This is a genomic window from Streptomyces sp. NBC_00414 (assembly GCF_036038375.1).
In the GTDB taxonomy this organism is placed as follows: domain Bacteria; phylum Actinomycetota; class Actinomycetes; order Streptomycetales; family Streptomycetaceae; genus Streptomyces.
Map to the genome: position 1 here is coordinate 8,166,700 of NZ_CP107935.1, position 16,792 is coordinate 8,183,491.

A 16,792-nucleotide genomic window follows, 5' to 3' on the forward strand; every position below is an offset into this window, starting at 1 on the left:
GGTCAAGCGTACGCGGGTGCTTCCGCCGCACTCCGGGACCGGTACGCCCGGTACGCGCCGCCCAGGAGCAGCGTCACCCCGAGGAACAGCACCGTGAACCACTGGAAGTACCAGTGCCCGCCCGCCGGGTCGTACACCTCGGCGCGCGGCCAGGCCAGGTTGACCGTCATGAAGAGGCCGTAGAGCAGGGCGAGCGCGTTGACGGGGACGCCCCAGCGGCCGAGGGAGAAGAGCGGGCGGCCACTCTCGTCGGTGCCCTCGACGGTGAAGCCGCCGCGCAGCCGCTGCCACAGCAGGGGCCCGGTGACCATGGCGTACGCGAGGTACAGCATCACGATGCAGGTGGTGCCGATGGCCAGGAAGGCCTCCGGCGAGGCGAAGTTCAGGAGCAGCAGGGCGGCGGCGAGGATCCCGACGACCAGGGCCGGGGCGGTCGGCATGCCGGTGCGCGGGTTGACCTTCGCGAGCCGCCCGGAGAAGGGCAGCTGGCCGTCGCGGGCCATGGAGAACAGCATCCGGCAGGCGGACGTCTGGATCGCGAGGGTCGCCACCGCGATGGCGATCACCACGTCGGCCAGCAGCGCCCGGCCCACGCCGTCGCCGAGGCTGCTGGTGAGGACGTAACTCAGTCCCTCGACGCCGAGCCGGCCGTCGGTGAGGCTGGGCGCGGCGAGCAGGCCGCCCAGGATGATGAGGCCGCCGAGCAGGCCCGCCGCGCCGAGCGCGGTGAGGATCGTGCGGGGCGCGGTGCGCCGGGGGTGGTGCGTCTCCTCGCTCATCTCGCCCGCGCTGTCGAAGCCGATCATCACGTACGCCGCCGTGAACGAACCCACCAGCAGCGCTCCGACCAGGCCCGACTGGGCGGCCGTGCCGGTGTGGAAGGTGATCCCGGGCGAGCGCTCGGAGTGGGTGAACAGCAGCACGACGATGAGCACCGCGCCGATGATCTCCGCGGTCACGCCGATGCGGTTGACCAGGGACATCACGCGGTTGTCGACGACGTTCACGAAGGTCGTCAGGACCAGCAGGAGTACGCCGAGGACCGCCGCGTTGGCCGCGCCGCTCGCCGAGGTCGGGGCCGGGTCGTCGCCGATCAGCTGGAAGCCGGACCAGATCGCGGGCAGGACCACCTGCAGCGCGAGTGCCGCGGCGGCGACCACCACGATCTGCCCGATCACCATGATCCAGCCGGCGAACCAGCCGAAACCGAGGCTGGAGAGGCGGGACGACCACTGGTAGATCGCGCCCGAGATCGGATAGCGCGCGGCCAGCTCCGCGAAGCACGCGGCGACCAGCAACTGCCCGGCCAGCACGGCCGGCCAGGCCCAGAAGAAGACGGGGCCGCCGAACGCGTACCCGAAGGCGAAGAACTGGAAGACGGTCGTCAGGACGGAGATGAAGGAGAAACCGGCAGCGAACGAGGCGTACCTGCCGAGGCTGCGGTGCAGCTCCTGGCGGTAGCCGAACTCCGCGAGGGGGGAGCGGTCGCCGGACGGCTCCGGCGGATCGGGACGTACGTCGGAGGGAGCGGTGGTGGCCACGACGGCACCTGCCTTCGGCGCGGGGGCGGGATCCTGGGCGACAGCGTGATTCCTGTCGGGTGACAGAAATTAGGGACAGCCTGTTTCGCCCGCGTGACGCGGCCGTGTCCGCTCCGGGCCCAAGTCCTCACGCCCTTGCGCCACTTCCAGGAACGCGATACATCGTGTGTACTGACGCTCGCCGCCACTTCGACCGCCGTCGGGTCGGTGTCCGCGCCGAGGACGGGGCCGCCGCCGTGCCCGCCCTTCTCGGCGCCCTGGAACGGGCCGGGGTCACCGTCACCGCCGCGACCGTCGCCCGCCCCTCGCTCGACGACGTCTGTCTGCGCTACGCGGGCCGCCGTTGCGCGGAAGCCGAGGCCGCGGCCGAGCGGACCGAGGCCCTCGCCCTCTCGGGAGGTGCCCGACGAGCACCGAAACCCTCACCCAGACCTGGCGCCGTCCCGCAGGCCGGACTGGATGCCTCACATCGCCGACTGCAACCCGCTGAACTGGGCGATCGTGGCGGGCCGTTCGGCCATGTCGCAGAACCCGGACTGGCCCCTGATCCTCACGAGGAGCGGCGCCCTGCTGGCCCTGGCAGTCGCAGCGGCCTGGCTCTCCATCCGCACATTCAGGTCGTACCAACGCGCGGTCCAGGCCCGTCAGGGTCGCGGGAGCCCGCACCAGCGCCCGCTCAGGGGCGCGGGTAACTGCGCGACCAGCCCCGACCGACCCGCGGACGAGTATCCGTCCCCGCCCCGGAGGGGGTCCCCCTCAGGTCGAGGCGACAGGAGGCGCAGTCTCCTGCTCAGCCTCGACCTGAGCGTTCCAGTCCCGCTTCGCGGCCTGCCACCCGTCCTCGTTGTGCCCCAGCCGCCAGTACCCGGAGATCGAGATGTCCTCGCGCGGAATCCCGCGCTCAACCCGCAGCAGCCGCCGCAGCTCCTTCACGAAGCCCGCCTCGCCGTGCACGAACGCGTGCACCCGGCCCGCCGGAAACTCCAGTGCCCGCACGGCGGCCACCAGCGCCTCGCCGACCGGCCGGTCACCTCGGTGCAGCCAGACGACCTCCACGGCGGAGTCGAACTTCTGCTCCTCCTCCGGCCCGGAGACCTCGATGAAGGCACGCACGTGCGCTCCGTCGGGCATGCCCTCCAGCGAGGCGGCGATGGCGGGCAGCGCGCTCTCGTCGCCGGCCAGCAGATGCCAGTCGGCCTCGGTGTCGGGCGCGTACGCCCCACCCGGGCCGAGGAACCGCACGAGCTCGCCCGCGCGGACCCGGGCGGCCCAGGGCCCGGCGAGGCCCTCGTCGCCGTGGACCACGAAGTCGAGGGTCAGCTCACGCTGCTCGGGGTCCCAGGCGCGCACGGTGTACGTACGGGTCACGGGCCACTGCTCGCGGGGGAACTCCTCGCGGATCCGCGCCATGTCGAAGGGCTCGGGATACGTCACGCCCTCGGCCCCGAACAGCAGCTTCACGTAGTGGTCGGTGCTGGTGCCCGCGGTGAAGTCCGCGAGCCCCTCGCCGCCGAGGACCACGCGCTGCATGTGCGGAGTCAGCCGCTCCGTACGGACGACCCGCGCGGAGTGCGGCTTGGGAGCCTTGCGTGCCGGACGCTCTGCCATAACGGCCTCCTGGATAAGTTCGCTAAGGCTTACCTAAGTTAGCACCTCTCCAGAGGGCACACCCTCGTGACACGCCTCAGTTGAACAGGGGGCCGTGACGCGACCCCACACGTCCAGTGTCCCCCTCAGGACCCCAGAGTCGACAACAGTCGGGTCAAGGAACCGCCGAGACCCCAGCGGGCCGCGAGCGCGTCGACGGCCGCCGGGTCGCGCGGTGTGTGCGGCAGCGCGGTGTCCACCTCCGGCAGGGGCACGTCACCGGCCACCCGGACGACCTTCGGCGCGACCGAGACGTACGGCCGCGACTCGTCCAGGCGCTTGCGCTGCGAGGGGGTGAGCTTGGCCTTCGGGTCGTCCACCGCCGCCATGATCCCGGCCAGATCACCGAACTCGGTCAGCAGCTTGGCGGCCGTCTTCTCGCCGATGCCCGGCACGCCCGGCAGCCCGTCGCTCGGGTCGCCGCGCAGCAGCGCGAGATCCACGTACCCCGGCCCGTCGACGCCGTACCTCTCGCGCAGCCACGCCTCGTCCGTGAGCTGCAGCGAGCCGACGCCCTTGAGCGGGTACAGCACGCGGACGCCCCGCTTGTCGTCGACCAGTTGGTACAGGTCGCGGTCGCCGGTGACGATGTCGACCGGGCCCGTGGCGCGGCCCGCGAACGTGCCGATCACGTCGTCGGCCTCGTACCCCTCGACGCCCACGCGCGCGATGCCCAGCGCGTCCAGGACCTCCTCGATGACCGGCACCTGCGGCGACAGGGTGTCGGGCACCTCCTCCTGGTCCGGCCCGGTCTCGGTCTCCTCGGCCACGCGGTGCGCCTTGTACGAGGGAATCAGGTCGACCCGCCACTGCGGCCGCCAGTCCGCGTCCATGCAGGCCACCAGATCGTCCGGCCGGTGGTCCTTCACCAGGCGGTCGATGAACTCAAGGAGACCCCGCACGGCGTTCACGGGAGTGCCGTCCGGGGCCCGCACGGATTCCGGCACCCCGAAATAGGCCCGGAAGTACAGGGAGGCGGTGTCGAGGAGCATGGTTCGCCGGGGCTGCTGAGTCTGCTGCGTCACGCCTCGCATCATGCCGTACGCCACTGACAGTCACCGCTCGGTGCGGACAGTGCGCGAGGGGCCCGGAGCGGTCGGACGAGCGAAGGCGAGTTCCGCAACCGTCCGGAAGTAAACAAAATGTGAACTGGGACACGGTCGGGTTTGCGCCAGAGGAGTCGGGGCAGGGGCGCATCCGGAGCGAACCCGGTCGCATTTTCAACCACACCTGAACATGCGCGGACCGGATGAGCGGGCGGAACCCGCATCGCTCCACGGCCCGCCGGCGGGGGAGGCGGGCCGTCTTCGTTCGACCGGAGAGGTACTTGTGTCATCCAGGCTGCAGGCGGAACGGCTCTACAAAGTGTTCGGCAGACGACCAGGCGAGGCCGTCGAGCGACTGCGAGGGGGAGTCGACCGTGAGGAACTGCGCGCCGACGGCATCACCGCCGCGGTGATCGACGCCTCTTTCACGGTGGAACCCGGCGAGATCTTCGTCGTGATGGGACTGTCCGGATCCGGCAAGTCCACGCTGCTGCGCATGCTCAACGGGCTCCTGGAGCCCACCGAGGGACGCGTGGTCTTCGACGGGCAGGATCTCACCGCGCTGAACGACCGTCAGATGCGCGAGGTCCGCTCCCGCAAGGTGAGCATGGTCTTCCAGCACTTCGCGCTCTTCCCGCACCGCAGCGTCCTGGAGAACGCCGCGTACGGTCTTGAGGTCCAGGGGGTGCCGCGCGCCGAACGACACGAGCGCGCCAACAAGGCCCTGATCCTGGCCGGTCTCGCGGGCTGGGAGAAATCCTGGCCCGACGAACTGTCCGGCGGTATGCAGCAGCGCGTGGGCCTCGCCCGGGCGCTCGCCACCGATGCCGACCTGCTGCTGATGGACGAGTCCTTCAGCGCGCTGGACCCGCTGATCCGGCGCGACATGCAGGACCAGCTGATCGAACTCCAGAAGAAGCTGAAGAAGACCATCGTCTTCATCACCCACGACCTCAACGAGGCCATGCGCCTGGGCGACCGCATCGCCGTCATGCGGGACGGCCGGATCGTGCAGATAGGCACCGCCGAGGACATCCTCGTACGCCCCGCGAACGACTACGTGGCCTCCTTCACCCAGGACGTCGACCGCTCCCGGGTCCTCACCGCCGCCTCCGTCATGGAGACGGAGCTGCGCGGCGACGAGGCCGACTGCGGCTGCGAGACCGCGAGGCCCGACACCTCGTTCGGTGAACTGTGCGCCGTCAGCGCGCGGCTGGCGCACGCCGTCGCCGTCGTCGACAAGAAGGGGAAGCTGGTCGGCCGTGTGCCCCGGCAACGGCTCGTCGCCTTCCTCGGCGACGAACAGGGCGAACCCGCGCCCTGCGACAACCCCCGCGACAAGACCCTCGGAGCGGTGAAGACCGATGCCTAGAATCCCCTTCGGCGACTGGGTCAACGACGCGGTCGACTGGCTCCTGAACCACATGGCGTGGCTCTTCGACTTCTTCAAGACCGTCTTCCTGGGCGCCTACGACGGCATCAACGCCGTCCTCCAGGCGCCCGAGCCCCTCATCCTCGCGGGCATCTTCGCGGTCATCGCGTTCTGGCTGCGCGGTACTTCGGCCGGTGTCCTCACCTTCGTGGGATTCGCGTTCATCGACTCCCTCGAACTGTGGGAGAACGCGATGGTGACCCTGTCGCTCGTTCTCGTGGCGACGATCATCGCGCTCGTCATATCCGTGCCCGTCGGCATCTGGGCGGCCCGCTCGGACCGGGTCAGCGCCATCGTGCGGCCCGTGCTCGACTTCATGCAGACGCTGCCGGCGATGATCTACCTGATCCCGGCGATCCTGTTCTTCGGCACCGGCGCCCCCGCGGGCATCGTGGCCACCCTGATCTTCGCGCTGGCGCCCGGCGTCCGGATGACCGAGCTGGGCATCCGGCAGGTCGACAAGGAACTGGTCGAGGCCGCCGACGCGTTCGGCACGACACCCGGCAACATCCTGCTGCGCGTCCAGCTGCCGCTGGCCCTGCCCACCGTCATGGCGGGCGTCAACCAGGTCATCATGCTGGGTCTGTCCATGGCCGCCATCGCGGGGATGGTCGGCACCGGCGGCCTCGGCGGTGACGTGAACGAGGCCATCGGCCAGCTGAACGTCGGCCTCGGCTCCGAGGCGGGCGTCGCCATCGTCATCCTCGCCATCTACCTGGACCGGATGACCAGCGCGCTGGGCACCCAGGTCTCGCCGCTCGGCCGCCGCGCCGCCGCCAAGCTGCGCGCCGCGCAGGGCCTGAAGATCTGGACCTACCGTCCCCAGCCCACCGTGGCCGTGATCGGTGTCGTCGTCCTCGCGCTCGTCGCGGGCGGCATGGGCATGTTCGGCTCCGACGACAGCGAGACCACCGCGTCCGACTCGAAGAACGTCGGCCAGGGCAAGAAGATCACCATCGGTTACATCCCCTGGGACGAGGGCGTGGCCTCCACCTTCCTGTGGAAGGAGATCCTGGAACAGCGCGGTTACGAGGTCGAGGTCAAGCAGTTCGACGCGGGCCCCCTCTACACCTCCCTCGCACAGGGCGACATCGACTTCCAGACCGACTCGTGGCTGCCCACCACCCACGCCGAGTACTGGAAGAAGTACGGCAAGCAGCTCGACGACCTGGGCTCCTGGTTCGGCCCGACGTCCCTGGAGCTGAGCGTGCCCGCCTACATGAAGGGCATCGACTCCCTGGCGGACCTCAAGGGCAAGTCGGACGAGTTCGGCGGCAAGATCACCGGCATCGAGTCCAGCGCCGGAATGATGGGCCTGCTCAAGACGAAGGTCCTCAAGGAGTACGGGCTCGACAAGGAGTACAAGGTCGTCGACAGCTCCACGCCGGCGATGCTGGCCGAGCTGAAGCGCGCGTACGCCAAGAAGGAGCCGTTCGTCGGCACGCTCTGGTCGCCGCACTGGGCGTACAGCGAGTACAAGCTGAAGAAGCTCAAGGACACCAAGGGCGCCTGGGGCAAGGGCGACGGTGTGCACACGCTGTCCCGCAAGGGATTCGCCGCGGACAACCCGGTCGTCGGCAAGTGGCTCAAGAACTTCAAGATGACCGAGAAGCAGCTCACCAGCCTTGAGGCGGAGATCAACAAGGCCGGCAAGGGCGCTCAGCAGGACGCCGTGCGCACCTGGCTGAAGAGCAACTCCAAGGTCGTGGACAAGCTGGCCCCGGTCGCGAGCTCCTCGTCCAGCACCCCCGCCGAGGCGAAGAACGCCATCGACGTCGCCTGGTTCCCGTGGGACGAGGACGTCGCCGTCACCTACCTGTGGAAGAACGTGCTGGCCCGGCGCGGCTACACGCTGAACCTGAAGCAGATGGACGTCGGCCCGGTCTACACCGGTCTGGCCTCCGGAGACATCGACCTCAACTTCGACGCCTGGCTGCCGTACGCGCAGTCGAACTACTGGAACAAGCACAAGGACAACCTGAAGGACCTCGGCACCTGGTACGAGCCGACGTCCCTGGAGGTCTCGGTGCCCTCCTACGTCAAGGGCATCAAGTCCCTGGCGGACCTCAAGGGCAAGGCCGACACCTTCGACGGCAGGATCATCGGCATCGAGCCGGGCACCGGCGAGATGAACCTCCTCAAGAAGGACGTGCTTCCGGGCTACGGCCTCGACAAGGAGTACAAGGTCGTCGACGGCTCCACGCCCGCGATGCTCGCCGAGCTGAAGCGCGCGTACGCCAAGAAGGAGCCCGTCGCCGTCGTCCTGTGGTCCCCGCACTGGGCCTACAGCGAGTACGAGCTGACCAAGCTGTCGGACGAGAAGAAGCTGTTCGGTGAGGGCAACACGATCCGGACCATCTCCAACAAGAAGTTCCCGGGGCAGTATCCGCAGCTCACCAAGTGGATCAAGAACTTCAAGATGAGCGAGGACGAACTCGGCAGCTTGGAGGCCGAGATCAAGGACCGTGGCCAGGGGCACGAGGAGGACGCCGTCGCCGCGTGGCTCAAGGAGCACCCGGACATGGTGGAACGCATGACTCCGCAGTAGCGGAGGCGCACGACGACGAGGGGCGGACGGCACTGTACGGTGCCGTCCGCCCCTCGCGGCATATACACGACCGATGAGGCAATGTTTACGGGGATGTGACGGGCGCATGAAACGGTTTGGCGAACACCCGTAGGGTGCAGACAACACATCAGGAACCCGCGAGACATCGGCGCGCAGGCACCGGACGCAGCCGCGCCGCCACCGCACCTCATGCACCGACGACGCACAGGGGGGAGCCGAGGCGATGGACGAGAACAAGGAGACCCTTCGAGTGGGCGCGGCCGTCAGGCGGCGCCGCCGGGCGCTGGAGCTCACCCTCGCCGTCGTCGCCGAGCGCAGCGGCCTGTCGGTGCCGTTCCTCAGCCAGGTCGAGAACGAACGGGCCCGGCCCAGTACGCGCTCCCTGGAACGTGTGGCCGACGCCCTCGGGACGACCCGCGTGGAACTGTTGGCGGCCGCGGACCCGGCGCGCAGCGTGGATGTGGTGCGCGCCGACGACTCCGAGTTCACCCATGAGCCCCGTGTGCGCCCCCTGGTGCGCGGTCACCACCAGTTGCACGCCATGGAGTTCTCCGGCGACCAGGACGCGGGCCGTGAATTCCAGCACCGCAACGACGAGTTGATGTACGTGGCCGAGGGCGTCGTCGAGGTCGAGGCGGAGGGCCGCGCCTACCGCCTGGGCAAGGGCGACACCCTGTATCTGACGGGCGGAGTGCGCCACCGGTGGCGGGCCACCGAGGAGGACACCCGGGTGCTGGTCGTCGCGGTCGCCGACCACATCGAGGCGGTGGACGACCTCAGCCGGTGAGCACCGGCCGGGGCGCCGCGAGGAGCCGTCCGTCGAACAGGCCGCGGGCCGTGTGGGCGGCGGCCACGGTCCAGGCCGCCAGCAGCAGGGCATAGAGGGCGACCGCGAGGCCGTCGTAGACCACCAGCCCCGTGTGCCGGGCGAGCCCCTCGGCGCCCGTGACGCACGTACCGACCGGGAAGGTGAACGCCCACCAGGTCATCGTGAAACGCATGCCCCGGCGGCGGGCCCGCACCACCATCGCGCCGGCCAGCGCCAGCCAGAACAGCGCGAAGCCCATCACCGGTACGCCGTACAGCACCGCCAGGACGGCGAAGCCCCGGTCGTACGGGGCGGGCACGACCCCCGGGGCGAAGACGGCGAACTTGTCGACGGCCGTCGTGGACTGACCCAGCGGACCCAGGACCAGGAACAGGGCCGGGGTGAGGGCGAGCGGCAGGGGTCCGCCCGTGACGAGACGGGCGAAGACCATCGGCAGCATCACCAGCGTGGCCAGCAGGCTGAGGCCGAACATCGCGAAGCACGCGAACAGCAGGCTCTCGCGGGACGCGCCGGCCGGCAGATGCGGTACGAGCAGCGGGCCGAGCGCCGCGGACACCATCGGGGCGACCACGGGGAGCAGCCACACGGGGGTGACCTGGGAAGGGACGGGGGAGGCGGCCACCCGGGGCCGCACGATCATCAGGTAGGGGACGGCCACGGCCACCGTCAGACCGATCAGGGTGCCGGCGGTGAACAGGGCGGCGTCCAGGGCGATCGCCGCCGGGGTGCCGATCCAGTCCCCGCCGACGACGAGGGCGCCGCCGCCGACGGCGAGCAGGGCCATCGAGAGGCAGCCGTAGAACGGTGCCGTCGCCGGGTCCAGCAGGTGGGCCTTCGCCTGGTCCCGGTGATGGGTCCAGTGCGCGGCCCGCGCGACGAGCAGAGCGGTGAGCAGGGCCAGGGAGAGCGCCCAGAACGCCGTGCAGACGGTGCGCAGGCCCGGCACGTGGAAGGGGAGGCCGACTCCCGCGGTGGCGACGATCGCGGTGCCCATGACGGGCGCGTACCAGTTGGGCCCGAGGTGGCGGACGGCGATCGCTCGCGGTGGGGCGGTCCGGTGGGGGTGGCCGGTGTGACCGGTGGGAGCGGAGTGCCTTCTGTGGGTGGGAAGGCGGGGGACGGCGGTGACCATGACTCCACGGTGCCCGCGGGGCGGGAAGGCCACCAGGGAGTATCGGTCTATGGGGACATAAGGTGAACTTATGAGTCGGGATGACGGTACGGGAGACCAGGCGGTTCGCGGGGCGGGAACAGGCACGGGGACGGGTGCCGGAACGGGCCCGGGCACGGGCCCCGGCGGAGGGCTGTCGCACCGGGTGCCCGAGCTGGGCGCGCTGGAACTGCTGCTCGCCGTGGCGCGGCTCGGGAGCCTGGGCCGGGCGGCGCGGGAACTGGGGATCACCCAGCCCGCCGCCAGCAGCCGCATCCGGTCCATGGAACGGCAGCTGGGGGTCGGCCTGGTGGACCGGTCGCCCAGGGGGTCGCGGCTCACCGACGCGGGCGCGCTGGTCACGGACTGGGCCCGGCGGGTGGTGGAGGCGGCGGAGGCGTTCGACGCGGGGGCGCAGGCGCTGCGGGACCGGCGTGACTCGCGGCTGCGGGTCGCCGCGAGCATGACGATCGCCGAGTACCTGCTGCCGGGCTGGCTGATCGCCCTGCGCGGGCAGCGGCCGGACACGGCGGTGTCGCTGCTCGCCGGGAACTCGACGGTGGTGGCCGAGCGGGTGCTGTCGGGGGAGGCGGACCTCGGGTTCGTGGAGGGGGTGTCCGTGGCGGACGGCCTGGATTCCGTGGTGATCGCGCACGACCGGCTGATCGTGGTGACCGCGCCCGGGCATCCGTGGGCACGGCGGCGGGCGCTCGACGCGGGGGAGTTGGCGGCGACGCCGTTGATCCTGCGGGAGGAGGGGTCGGGGACGCGGCAGGTGCTGGACGCGGCGCTCGGCGGGCTGGCCCGCCCGCTGATCGAGCTGTCGTCCACGACGGCGGTCAAGGCGTCCGCGGCGTCCGGGGCGGGGCCGGCGGTCCTGAGCGAGCTCGCCCTCGGCGAGGAGCTCTCCGCTCGGCGGCTGGTGGAGATTCCGGTGGAGGGGGTTCGCTTGAGCCGCGATCTGCGGGCGGTGTGGCCGACGGGGCATCCGCCGGCGGGGCCGGCGCGGGATCTTTTGGCGTTGACGCGCTCTTAGGGACGCGGGGAACGGCGCGCTCAGCCCTCTCCGACCCGCACGGGGTAGCTCGGCCGCGGACCGTCCCACTGAGGGGCGCGGGGAACGGCGCGGCCAGCCCTCTCCGACCCGCACTCGGCAACCCAGCCGGAGGCCATCCCACCCAGGGGCGCGGGGAACGGCGCGCTCAGCCCTCTCCGACCCGCACGGGGTAGCTCGGCCGCGGACCGTCCCACCCAGGGGCGCGGGGAACGGCGCGGCCAACCCCCGCCGACCAGCAACCGGCCTACGACCCCCGGCGCCCGCTCAAGAGGACGCGGCCACCAGGCCAGCCATCACGCTCAGGTCCACGCCCATCTCCGGATGCCACTGGACTCCCAGCGCCCACCCGGGCCCAGGCAGCTCGACCGCCTCCACCGTGCCGTCCTCCGCGTACGCGCCCGGCACGAGCCCCGCCCCCAGCCGATCCACCGCCTGGTGGTGGTACGTCGGCACGGACACCGCCTCCGCACCGACCAGCCCCGCGCAGACCGACCCCGGCACCGGCTTCACCACATGCCGTCCGAACACCGCCACGGCCTCGACATGCCCGTCGATGTCCTGCACGAGCGTCCCGCCGAGCGCGACGTTCAGCAGCTGCATCCCCCGGCAGATGCCGAGCAGCGGCGTCCCGGAGGCCAACGCGGCCTCGATCAGGGCGAGTTCCCAGCTGTCACGGGCACGCGCCTCGGGCCCGCAGCGCGGATCGCGCTCGGCCCCGTACCGGGACGGGTCCACGTCGGGGCCACCCGCGATCACCAGACCGTCGAGCCGGGCCACGGCCCCGGCGGCGTACGCCGGATCGTCCGGCGGCAGCATCGCGGCCACGCCGCCCGCCGCCTGGACCAGCCGCGGATAGCCGACCGGCAGCAGCGCCGCCTCCAGCTCCCACACGCGCCACCGCGCCGTCTCCAGGTACGTACTGACTCCGATCAGCGGCCGGTCAGCCATCCCCATGCCCACACTCCCTGTGCCTGTGCCTGTGCCTGTGCCTGTGCCTGTGCCTGTTCTGGGTTCTTTGTAAAGGGGCGACTTCATACCTTTGCGTCATGCCCTGGCGGAAGGAGCCGCGGGCTGCCTAGGTCAAGAAGCCGCGCAGCAACGCCCCCGTGCCCGCGCAGTGCTCGCGCATCGCCTCCCGCGCCCCCTCCGCGTCCCCGGCCAGCACCGCCTCGACCAGCGCCGCGTGTTGGGCCTGCGAATGCTCCAGGTTCCGTACCAGGAGGGGGATGCAGTCGAGGAGGTCGTTCACGGTCGAACGGACGGCCGCGTACTGGGCGGTGAGGGTCGGCGAACCGCACAGTTCGGCGAGGGTCAGATGGAGGAGGGTGTCGAGGCGCCGGTACTCCGTCAGCGGCGCGTCCTGGGTGCCGGCCAGCGCCGCCCGCAGCCGCCCGGCCTGTCCGGCGGAGAGGCCGTGTGCCGCGCACAGGCCCGCCGCCCCGACCTCCAGGACCTCGCGGAAGCGCAGTACGTCCTCGATGTCGACCCCTTCGACACGCCGGCGCAGCTCGGCCTCCCCGGTGGCCCCGGTCGCCTCGGGGCGGAGCCGCACGAAGGTGCCGCCGTACCTGCCGCGCCGGGACTCGACGAGCCCCTGGTCCTGCAGCACCTTCAGGACCTCGCGGAGCGTCACCCGGCTGATCCCCAGCCGCTGCGCCAACTCGCGCTCGGCGGGCAGCCGTTCGCCGCCGGGGACCAGGCCGAGCCGGACGACCTGGAGGATCTGTTCCAGGGCCTCCTCGAAGCCGTTGCCCGCGCGCACCGTCCGGAGCACCGGCGCCAGCCGGTCGCTCCCGCCGTCCGGATCAGCCTGCGACATCCGGCCGCGCCCCCTTCCCAAGCAATGGTCCTCCGCAATACCTTAAGGCTCACTACCTTATGACTCTTGGTGGCGCCTGGCTGACCGAAGGAGGCCCTTTCCGTGGCAGACCGCACACCACCTCTCGCCGTCGAGGAGCTGCACGCCCTCGTCGCGAGCGGCGAGATCGACACGGTCGTCCTGGCCTTCCCGGACATGCAGGGACGGCTCCAGGGCAAGCGGTTCGCCGCACGGTTCTTCCTCGACGACGTCCTGCGGCACGGCACGGAGGGCTGCAACTACCTCCTCGCGGTCGACGCGGACATGAACACGGTCGACGGGTACGAGATGTCGTCCTGGGATCGTGGTTACGGGGACTTCGCCATGCATCCGGACCTGGGTACGCTGCGCCGCGTCCCGTGGAACGCCGGTACGGCGATGCTCGTCGCCGATCTCGCCTGGAACGACGGCTCGCCCGTCGTGGCCGCGCCGCGCCAGATCCTGCGGCGGCAGCTGGAGCGGCTCGCCGAGCACGGTTTCACCGCCCAGGTGGGGACCGAGCTGGAGTTCATCGTCTTCAAGGACACCTACGAGCAGGCCTGGGACGCCAACTACCGGGGCCTGACGCCCGCGAACCAGTACAACATCGACTACTCGGTGCTCGGCACCGGACGCATCGAGCCCCTGCTGCGCCGGATCCGCAACGAGATGGGGGCGGCCGGCCTGACCGTCGAGTCCGCCAAGGGCGAGTGCAACCCCGGGCAGCACGAGATCGCCTTCAAGTACGACGAGGCCCTGGTCACCTGCGACCAGCACGCCATCTACAAGACCGGGGCCAAGGAGATCGCCTCCCAGGAAGGCGTCTCGCTCACCTTCATGGCCAAGTACAACGAGCGCGAGGGCAACTCCTGCCACATCCACCTCTCGCTCGCCGACGCCGACGGCACGAACGTCATGGCCGGTGACGGCGACGGTGGCATGTCGCAGGTGATGCGCTACTTCCTCGCCGGACAGCTGGCCGCGCTGCGGGACTTCTCGCTGCTGTACGCGCCCAACATCAACTCGTACAAGAGGTTCCAGCCGGGCTCGTTCGCGCCGACCGCCGTCGCCTGGGGCCACGACAACCGCACCTGTGCGCTGCGCGTCGTCGGCCACGGCCGCTCGATGCGCTTCGAGAACCGGCTCCCGGGCGGCGACGTCAATCCGCACCTCGCCGTCGCGGGCCTCGTCGCGGCCGGGCTGTACGGCATCGAGCAGAAACTGGAACTGCCCGAGGCGTGCACGGGCAACGCGTACACCGCCGACTACGCGCACGTGCCCACCACCCTGCGCGAGGCCGCCGAGGTCTGGGAGAACAGCCCCATCGCCCGGTCCGCCTTCGGCGACGAGGTGGTCGCGCACTACCGCAACATGGCGCGCGTCGAGCTGGACGCCTTCGACGCCGTGGTGACCGACTGGGAGCTCCGCCGCTCCTTCGAACGCATGTGAGAGGTCCTTCGTTGTCGCACACCCCGTCCCGGCCCGACCGGCATGAGCTTCTCGTGCTCGACCCGGCCACCGAAGAAGTCCTCGCCACGATCCCGGGTGCCGGTGCGGCGGACGTCGACGCGGCCGTCGTACGGGCTACGAAGGCGCAGGTGCGCTGGGCCGCCCTCGCCCCCGGCGAACGGGCCCGGCTGTTGCGCCGGTTCGCCGTCGTCGTGGACGAACACCGCGAGGAACTAGCCCAGTCGGAGGTCCGCGAGGCCGGGCACACCATCGGCAATGCCCGCTGGGAGGCGGGCAACGTCCGCGATCTGCTCGACTACGCGGCCGGGGGAGTGGAGCGGCTGACCGGACGCCAGATCCCGGTGCCGGGCGGCCTCGACATCACGATCCTCGAACCGCTGGGCGTGGTCGCCGTCATCGCGCCCTGGAACTTCCCCATGCCGATCGCCGCCTGGGGCACCGCCCCCGCGCTCGCGGCAGGCAACGCCGTCATCCTGAAGCCGGCCGAGACGACCCCGCTGACGGCCCTGCGGCTGGCCGAACTCGCCCTGGAGGCAGGCCTCCCCGAGCATCTCTTCCAGGTGCTGCCGGGCGCGGGACCCGTCACGGGCAACGCGCTGGTCGAACACCCCGGCGTCGCGAAAATCGTCTTCACGGGGTCCACGACCGTGGGCAAACAGGTGCTGGCCAGGGGGTCGGCCCTGCTCAAGCGCGTCACCCTCGAACTCGGCGGCAAGAGCCCCAACATCGTCTTCGCCGACGCCGACATCGAGGCCGCCGCGGCAGCCACCCCCATGTCCTTCCTCGACAACTCCGGCCAGGACTGCTGCGCCCGCACACGCATCCTCGTCCAGCGTTCGGCGTACGACCGTTTCCTCGAACTCCTCGCCCCCGCCGTCGAGTCCGTCGTCGTCGGCGACCCGGCCGACGAGAAGACCGCCATGGGCCCGCTGATCTCCAGGACCCAGCTGGACCGGGTGCGCTCGTACGTCACCGACGACCTGGACGGCATCAGGGGCACCGCCCCCGACGGCCCCGGGTTCTGGTTCCCGCCCACCGTCCTGACCGGAATCGAGCCCCACGCGCGCGTGGCCGTCGAGGAGGTCTTCGGGCCGGTCGCCGTCGTCCTCCCCTTCGAGGACGAGGCCGACGCGATCCGGCTCGCCAACGCCACCGACTACGGCCTGGCCGGCTCGATCTGGACCCGGGACGTGGGCCGCGCCCTGCGCGTGTCGGGCGCCGTCCGCGCCGGGAACCTGTCCGTCAACTCCCACGCCGGCGTCCGCTACTGGACCCCCTTCGGCGGCTTCAAGCAGTCCGGCATCGGCCGCGAACTCGGCCCGGACGCCCTGGCCGCCTTCACCGAGACCAAGAACGTCTTCATCAGCACGGAGGGCCCCGCACAGTGACCTCAACGTCATCGACCTCATCGGCCTCCTCGGCCGACGCCGTCGTCTGCCGCCGCCTGGTAGGCCGCACCGCCGTCATCACCGGTGCCGGCAGCGGGATCGGCCTCGCCACCGCCCGCCGGCTCGCCTCCGAGGGCGCGCACGTCGTCTGCGGAGACGTCGACGAGACCCGGGGCAAGGCCGCCGCCGACGAGATCGGCGGGATCTTCGTCAAGGTCGACGTCACCGACCCCGACCAGGTCGAAGCGCTCTTCAAGGCCGCGCACGACACCTACGGATCCGTCGACGTCGCCTTCAACAACGCGGGCATCTCGCCGCCCGACGACGATTCGATCCTGGAGACAGGACTGGAGGCCTGGAAGCGCGTCCAGGAGGTCAACCTCACCTCCGTCTACCTGTGCTGCAAGGCCGCGATCCCCTACATGCGGCGACAGGGCAAGGGGTCGATCATCAACACCGCCTCCTTCGTGGCCCGGATGGGCGCCGCGACCTCGCAGATCTCGTACACCGCGTCCAAGGGCGGCGTGCTGGCCATGTCCCGTGAGCTGGGCGTGCAGTTCGCCCGCGAGGGCATCCGGGTCAACGCCCTGTGCCCCGGGCCGGTCAACACCCCCCTCCTCCAGCAACTGTTCGCCACGGATCCGGAGCGGGCCGCGCGCCGTCTCGTGCACATCCCGCTCGGGCGGTTCGCGGAGGCCGACGAGATCGCCGCCGCGGTCGCCTTCCTCGCCAGCGACGACTCCTCGTTCGTGAACGCCACGGACTTCCTGGTGGACGGCGGTATCTCGGGCGCGTACGTCACGCCCCTGTAGAGCCCGTCGGGCGG

The 16,792-nt window shown here is 70.9% G+C and carries 13 protein-coding genes and 2 pseudogenes; 9 read left to right on the forward strand and 6 right to left on the reverse strand.

The genetic code is table 11. The features are described 5' to 3' along the window. Positions 1-2: 2 nt before the first annotated feature. Complete coding sequence (locus tag OHS59_RS35505; RefSeq protein WP_328497440.1) at positions 3-1,541, reverse strand: amino acid permease; 1,539 nt, start codon at positions 1,539-1,541, stop codon at positions 3-5. A 131-nt stretch (positions 1,542-1,672) separates the two neighbouring features. On the opposite strand from OHS59_RS35505, the pseudogene OHS59_RS35510 reads away from it, so the two are divergent. Continuing rightward, positions 1,673-1,948: pseudogene (locus OHS59_RS35510) on the forward strand (ABC transporter); the annotation flags it as partial. A 25-nt stretch (positions 1,949-1,973) separates the two neighbouring features. Further along, positions 1,974-2,177, forward strand: a pseudogene (locus OHS59_RS35515) (ABC transporter permease); the annotation flags it as partial. A 120-nt stretch (positions 2,178-2,297) separates the two neighbouring features. Here the strand turns inward: OHS59_RS35515 and OHS59_RS35520 are convergent. Both OHS59_RS35520 and OHS59_RS35525 read right to left on the reverse strand, forming a co-directional pair. After that, positions 2,298-3,149 carry a siderophore-interacting protein gene (locus tag OHS59_RS35520; protein ID WP_328497441.1) on the reverse strand — a complete coding sequence of 284 codons (852 nt, stop codon included), beginning with the start codon at positions 3,147-3,149 and terminating at the stop codon, positions 2,298-2,300. 125 nt (positions 3,150-3,274) lie between these two features. Next, positions 3,275-4,222 carry a 5'-3' exonuclease gene (locus tag OHS59_RS35525; RefSeq protein ID WP_328499482.1) on the reverse strand — a complete coding sequence of 316 codons (948 nt, stop codon included), beginning with the start codon at positions 4,220-4,222 and terminating at the stop codon, positions 3,275-3,277. 295 nt (positions 4,223-4,517) lie between these two features. Here OHS59_RS35525 and OHS59_RS35530 point away from each other — a divergent pair, with 295 nt between their 5' ends. The 3 genes from OHS59_RS35530 to OHS59_RS35540 all read left to right on the forward strand — a co-directional run bounded on the left by OHS59_RS35530 (position 4,518) and on the right by OHS59_RS35540 (position 9,022). Continuing rightward, complete coding sequence (locus OHS59_RS35530; RefSeq protein WP_189779359.1) at positions 4,518-5,606, forward strand: quaternary amine ABC transporter ATP-binding protein; 1,089 nt, start codon at positions 4,518-4,520, stop codon at positions 5,604-5,606. Continuing rightward, on the forward strand, positions 5,599-8,214 hold the full coding sequence (locus tag OHS59_RS35535) for an ABC transporter permease/substrate binding protein (protein ID WP_328497442.1): 2,616 nt from the start codon (positions 5,599-5,601) through the stop codon (positions 8,212-8,214). The genes OHS59_RS35530 and OHS59_RS35535 overlap by 8 nt, the downstream gene beginning before the upstream one ends. Before the next feature lie 244 nt (positions 8,215-8,458). After that, entirely contained in the window at positions 8,459-9,022 is a 564-nt protein-coding gene (locus OHS59_RS35540) for a helix-turn-helix domain-containing protein (RefSeq protein WP_328497443.1), read from the forward strand. On the opposite strand, the gene OHS59_RS35545 is transcribed toward OHS59_RS35540, so the two are convergent. Then, a complete protein-coding gene (locus OHS59_RS35545; RefSeq protein ID WP_443061665.1) occupies positions 9,012-10,058 on the reverse strand; it encodes a TDT family transporter in 1,047 nt (348 codons plus the stop codon). The genes OHS59_RS35540 and OHS59_RS35545 overlap by 11 nt on opposite strands. 208 nt (positions 10,059-10,266) lie before the next feature. Here OHS59_RS35545 and OHS59_RS35550 point away from each other — a divergent pair, with 208 nt between their 5' ends. Further along, positions 10,267-11,250 (forward strand): LysR family transcriptional regulator, encoded by a 984-nt coding sequence (locus tag OHS59_RS35550; RefSeq protein ID WP_328497445.1) that lies wholly within the window; start codon positions 10,267-10,269, stop codon positions 11,248-11,250. A 285-nt stretch (positions 11,251-11,535) separates the two neighbouring features. Here the strand turns inward: OHS59_RS35550 and OHS59_RS35555 are convergent, their stop codons facing one another. Together OHS59_RS35555 and OHS59_RS35560 are read right to left on the reverse strand one after the other, a co-directional pair. Further along, complete coding sequence (locus tag OHS59_RS35555) at positions 11,536-12,219, reverse strand: gamma-glutamyl-gamma-aminobutyrate hydrolase family protein (RefSeq protein ID WP_328499483.1); 684 nt, start codon at positions 12,217-12,219, stop codon at positions 11,536-11,538. 127 nt (positions 12,220-12,346) lie between these two features. Next, positions 12,347-13,090 (reverse strand): FadR/GntR family transcriptional regulator, encoded by a 744-nt coding sequence (locus OHS59_RS35560; protein WP_328497446.1) that lies wholly within the window; start codon positions 13,088-13,090, stop codon positions 12,347-12,349. Between the two features lie 102 nt (positions 13,091-13,192). On the opposite strand from OHS59_RS35560, the gene OHS59_RS35565 reads away from it, so the two are divergent. Genes OHS59_RS35565 through OHS59_RS35575 form a run of 3 tightly spaced genes read left to right on the forward strand, consistent with a single transcriptional unit; the run spans position 13,193 to position 16,778 of the window. Continuing rightward, on the forward strand, positions 13,193-14,557 hold the full coding sequence (locus tag OHS59_RS35565; protein WP_328497447.1) for a glutamine synthetase family protein: 1,365 nt from the start codon (positions 13,193-13,195) through the stop codon (positions 14,555-14,557). 11 nt (positions 14,558-14,568) lie between these two features. After that, positions 14,569-15,966 carry an aldehyde dehydrogenase family protein gene (locus OHS59_RS35570; RefSeq protein WP_328497448.1) on the forward strand — a complete coding sequence of 466 codons (1,398 nt, stop codon included), beginning with the start codon at positions 14,569-14,571 and terminating at the stop codon, positions 15,964-15,966. After that, on the forward strand, positions 15,963-16,778 hold the full coding sequence (locus OHS59_RS35575; RefSeq protein WP_328497449.1) for a 3-oxoacyl-ACP reductase: 816 nt from the start codon (positions 15,963-15,965) through the stop codon (positions 16,776-16,778). Before OHS59_RS35570 ends, OHS59_RS35575 begins: the two co-directional genes overlap by 4 nt. Positions 16,779-16,792: the final 14 nt, after the last annotated feature.

Excerpts from the sequence above, each read along its gene's own strand:
- OHS59_RS35555 (WP_328499483.1), bottom strand. The coding sequence starts at position 12,219 with ATGGCTGACCGGCCGCTGATCGGAGTCAGTACGTACCTGGAGACGGCG.
- OHS59_RS35540 (WP_328497443.1), top strand. The coding sequence starts at position 8,459 with ATGGACGAGAACAAGGAGACCCTTCGAGTGGGCGCGGCCGTCAGGCGG.
- OHS59_RS35525 (WP_328499482.1), bottom strand. The coding sequence starts at position 4,222 with ATGCGAGGCGTGACGCAGCAGACTCAGCAGCCCCGGCGAACCATGCTC.
- OHS59_RS35545 (WP_443061665.1), bottom strand. The coding sequence starts at position 10,058 with ATGGGCACCGCGATCGTCGCCACCGCGGGAGTCGGCCTCCCCTTCCAC.
- OHS59_RS35550 (WP_328497445.1), top strand. The coding sequence starts at position 10,267 with ATGAGTCGGGATGACGGTACGGGAGACCAGGCGGTTCGCGGGGCGGGA.
- OHS59_RS35535 (WP_328497442.1), top strand. The coding sequence starts at position 5,599 with ATGCCTAGAATCCCCTTCGGCGACTGGGTCAACGACGCGGTCGACTGG.
- OHS59_RS35520 (WP_328497441.1), bottom strand. The coding sequence starts at position 3,149 with ATGGCAGAGCGTCCGGCACGCAAGGCTCCCAAGCCGCACTCCGCGCGG.
- OHS59_RS35560 (WP_328497446.1), bottom strand. The coding sequence starts at position 13,090 with ATGTCGCAGGCTGATCCGGACGGCGGGAGCGACCGGCTGGCGCCGGTG.